Source organism: Flavobacterium sp. Sd200 (assembly GCF_009826935.1).
Taxonomy (GTDB): Bacteria; Bacteroidota; Bacteroidia; order Flavobacteriales; family Flavobacteriaceae; genus Flavobacterium.
Genome location: NZ_WUMN01000018.1, coordinates 1 through 4045 on the forward strand (window position 1 = coordinate 1; position 4045 = coordinate 4045).

Consider the following 4045-nt stretch of genomic DNA (forward strand, 5'->3'; position numbering starts at 1 on the left):
TTGTTCGGTGTACCCACAAAGCTTCCTATGTAGCTGTATGAGGTGCTGCCTGCATTATAACCCGGAACCGAAAGGTTGCCGTTTGGCATACGGATAAGGTAGCCCTTAGCCGCTGTAAAGGTAGTGGTTGGAGGAACGATCAGATATTGCTCCACTCCTGCATCAATACCATACTCATAGAAACGGCCTACCGTGGTTTGTGGTGAGAACTCTCCAAGGGTTTGTGTGCCGCTTACAGGAGAAGACCACAAGGTGTAGTCTAACCTGAACAATGCATTACTGTTTTTAATAACGGTAACGTTACCTGTATTGCTATTCGTAGTAGCTGCTGTGCTTTGTAAAAGAGCAGCGTTGTTCAATACAGCTAAAACACCATTATTAGTTACAGTATTTTCTACACTAAGGGTAGCACCCGTGTTTACCGTTAAAGTAGCACCTATATTAACCGTAAGGTTGTTTGCAAATGCCGTTGTACCCGTTGCAATTACAGGGGCATTGGTAACATTGGCAATAGTTACATTGCTTGTAGCTGTTGGCACTAAACCACCACACCAGTTACCCGGTGTAGCCCAGGCTGTACTTGTAGCACCTGTCCAGGTATAGCATGCAATTGGTTCGCCCTGTTTAATTTCAAAATTATCAAATGAAAGATCATAATCACCGGCAGTCCTGTTTCCTGTAATCCTTATCTTTACATATCGATTAATGTAGGCTGCTAACGAATAAGTTTTATGAATGTAATTGCCTGTTCCAGCTTCGTTGGTTACGGTTGCAAGAGTATTCCAGGTTGTTCCAAAATCTGTAGATACTTCGACTGTAAAATTCCCCCATTCGGTTAAAGGAGCATAAGGAGAATTATAGTTAGATTGTTTGTAATCAAAACTTAATTCGAAGTTATTTGCATTTAAAGGCCCAATAGGTACAGTTGTAAAGTTGCCCGTTAAAGCAGAGCCATATAGATTTTTATTAATGTTATTTCCTGTATTACCAACGGCTCCTCTTCCAGCAGCTAACGACCAGCCACTGGTAGTCCATCCTGCAGGAGTGGCATTTGTAGCAAAAGGTTCTGTCCACGGTATTGGTTTTGTTAGAACAGTAGTAAAACTTACAGATTTCCATGGACTTTTTTCCTCTGTTGAGCATACTCTTCTTGCCCAAAAATAATAGGTTACACCACTTTGCAAAGTGTTTAAAGTAATTACATTACTATCAGTATTTGCCAAAACATCAGATGTTGAGGGTACTGTATTTGTAGTACTTACAAGATATTCATAACCATTTTCAGGGCTTACATTTGATGGGTTAGTAAGACTAATAGTTGCAGAATCGGGAGTTATATTTGTAGCTGTTAAAGATACAAGGTCTGGGCAGGTCGGTATTGGCTCCCAAATTAAATCATCTACATATAGGTAAGAATAAGTTGGTCCTCCAATTCTTCTTACTCCAATGTATCGGCCATTTCCAGTATAACTATCAAAATAAGCATTGTATTCTGCATAAGCTACGGTAAGTTCACGAAATGTTGCTATCACCTCTATATTTGCATTAGCGGTGTTAGAATCCAAAGCAACAATCTGAACCGACGTAGAACTTGGCGACGTGATGGTAGAGGTTTTACGTGCTTTAAAACGTAGCCTGTAAGTACCGGAAGAAAGATTGGTCAGTTCCGGGCTAACCAATATTATTTTTGTAGTGGCTAAATCCGTATCAGCACCGTTTCCATAAAAACTCACATTATTGGGTAATGAGCTGGCATCGGTAGTAGTAACATTAATTGTAGGGGTGCTGCTTGTGGCAGAGGTTATTATTTTAGTCCAACAATTTGGTAAAGCTGTACTTGTTACACCGTCAAAGTTTTCATAAAAATCACTTACAGCAGTACATGATGTAAAAATATTTCCGGTTGATGAATACGAACTTTCACAATCATTGCTAACACTTTTTGCCCTAAAAAAATATTGAGTATTTGATGTCAGATTATTAAGAGTAAGTGATAGTTGAGATGCCGGTACGGTAAATGGAGAGCCTGGTATCTGATTTTGAAACGTATTATTTGTAGCTACTTCAATTACTGTTTGTAAGGGTCTTACTGTGCCATTTTCCGGTGCTGGCCAGTTAAGTGTAAAAGAACTTGTGGTAATATTTGCCGTAGTAATTCCATTTACTGTAGCCGGACAATTTATAATGCTTGCTGTTAGCGGATTGCTTGTAAGATAGATTGGCCCTCCGCTACATGATGAGTTGACGGCATATATTGTAAAAGTATATTGATTATTACCCCTTATTCCATGATTATAATTATTTTCAAATGCAGTGTTGGCTCCATAATAACTTACATAGGCATTTAGTGAAGTGTTGTTTCCTGTAGTATAAGTAACACCGTTTGATGGAGTGACAGGTGTAACACCTGCGGGAGTACGTAAAATTAAATATCTGTCTGCAGCAGGTGAAGCAGCTGTAAAACTGCCGTTTATAATTATCCCATTATTGGTTAAAACTAAATTTGATGGTTGTGCCGTAGGTACTGTACATGGGGAAGGAGGTGTCCAGTTGTATGTTAATCCGGAAGCAGGCACAGTAGTTGTATTGGTGGTTATCTTACTGCTGCTTGAAGTGCCTGCACTACTTGTTGTCCAGTTGCTGTTTGCAACGCCATTGCCTAAGCGATTGTTGTAATCACTGGATGAAGATCCTCTTAAGCCTACTTCGACAGTACTTGAAGATGGAGTACCTGTATTTTGGATGTCATATATTATAGATATGGTATTATCTTCTTTCAGCCTGATCTGAAAATTCCAGTCCCAATAAGTTGTTGCTAATGTCGAATTTAAATAAGGTCTAAAATGTTTCCATTGGACTACGAATTCCCTGTTTGGAGCCGTACCCAAAACTTTATAACTAATATCACCTGTCAATCCATTGACATTGTAAAGAGCATGTAGATCTGCTGCCATGGCCGATACTACTGCATTATATGTGGTGGAAGATGAAATAGGATATGAATTGTTGGTCGCTACACTGCCAAAAGTTACAAATCCGTTAGCGTAAATATTTAACGATGTGTAACTATTGCCATTTATTGAAAAATTAAAAGGAATTGTGTTTGCAGGTAATGTGTAAACATTATCATCTATCGAATTAGTTCCGGTTAGGGCAGTAGGGGTGGCAATTATAGTTGGATCGGCAAGCACTTGATAAGTACTTGTTGTCTGGCTGAAATTATAGTTTTGTATCTGAGCAAAACTACACGTGCCTAATAATATTAATAAGTAAGTAAACCAGGGTTTGATACTAAATCCTGATCTACTCTTTGAGTTAATTTCATTCATTTTAGTGTGTATTTGGTTGTTATTTTTCTCTTGGAAGCAACTTGAGATAAATTATGAAGCAAATTTAATTTATTTAGATTTAATAAAAATAGTTAAATATTGATTTATGAAATTATCTTTATTTATACGATTATCCGCTAATTAATTTTGTCTTTTAACTCTTTTTTTATGGTGACAGAAAAAAAACACCTATTTGCTTTTTGGGGACATAAAAAAAACAAAATCCCCACGCAGCGCGTGGGGATTTAAGTTTTGGATGCTTGTTTAAAGCAACCGGGGGATTAGAAAATTATGCGTTTGCTGACTTTTCCTTTTACAGTGTCAACCTCTACAATAAGAACCTGCTGTTCTACCTGTAGGCCACTTACAACTGTCTCTGTTGCATTGATGCCTGATTTGGTATATAGCTGACGGCCACGTATGTCGTAGATCGTTACGCTGTTCATTGCAGCTGAACCTGTGTTGATGGCTATGCCATTGCCCTGTTTAAATACCATAACATTGTTGGCATTTAAGCTATGGTCGTCATCTCCCAATGATGGGCTGGCTGCATACACCACCTCAAACCTGCCGTTAAACGTACCGGCCTCGCTGGTAAAGATGTAAGCCTCTTCAAGGCTGGTTACCGTACCCAAAAGGTTGTCTTTTAGGTAGATCTCCTGGCCTTCGTCAAACAGGCCGTCTTTGCGGTCTATAGCAATGCTGTACTGGCCTGC

Annotated in this window: 2 protein-coding genes; both read right to left on the reverse strand. The window is 38.9% G+C overall.

Annotated features, from left to right (window positions below; genetic code table 11):
- On the reverse strand, window positions 1-3329 hold a 3329-nt coding region (locus GR160_RS19130; protein ID WP_160751504.1), incomplete at its 3' end, for a fibronectin type III domain-containing protein.
- A gap of 281 nt (window positions 3330-3610) precedes the next feature.
- Window positions 3611-4045 (reverse strand): T9SS sorting signal type C domain-containing protein (locus tag GR160_RS19135; protein WP_160751505.1); only part of this gene is annotated, 435 nt, incomplete at its 5' end.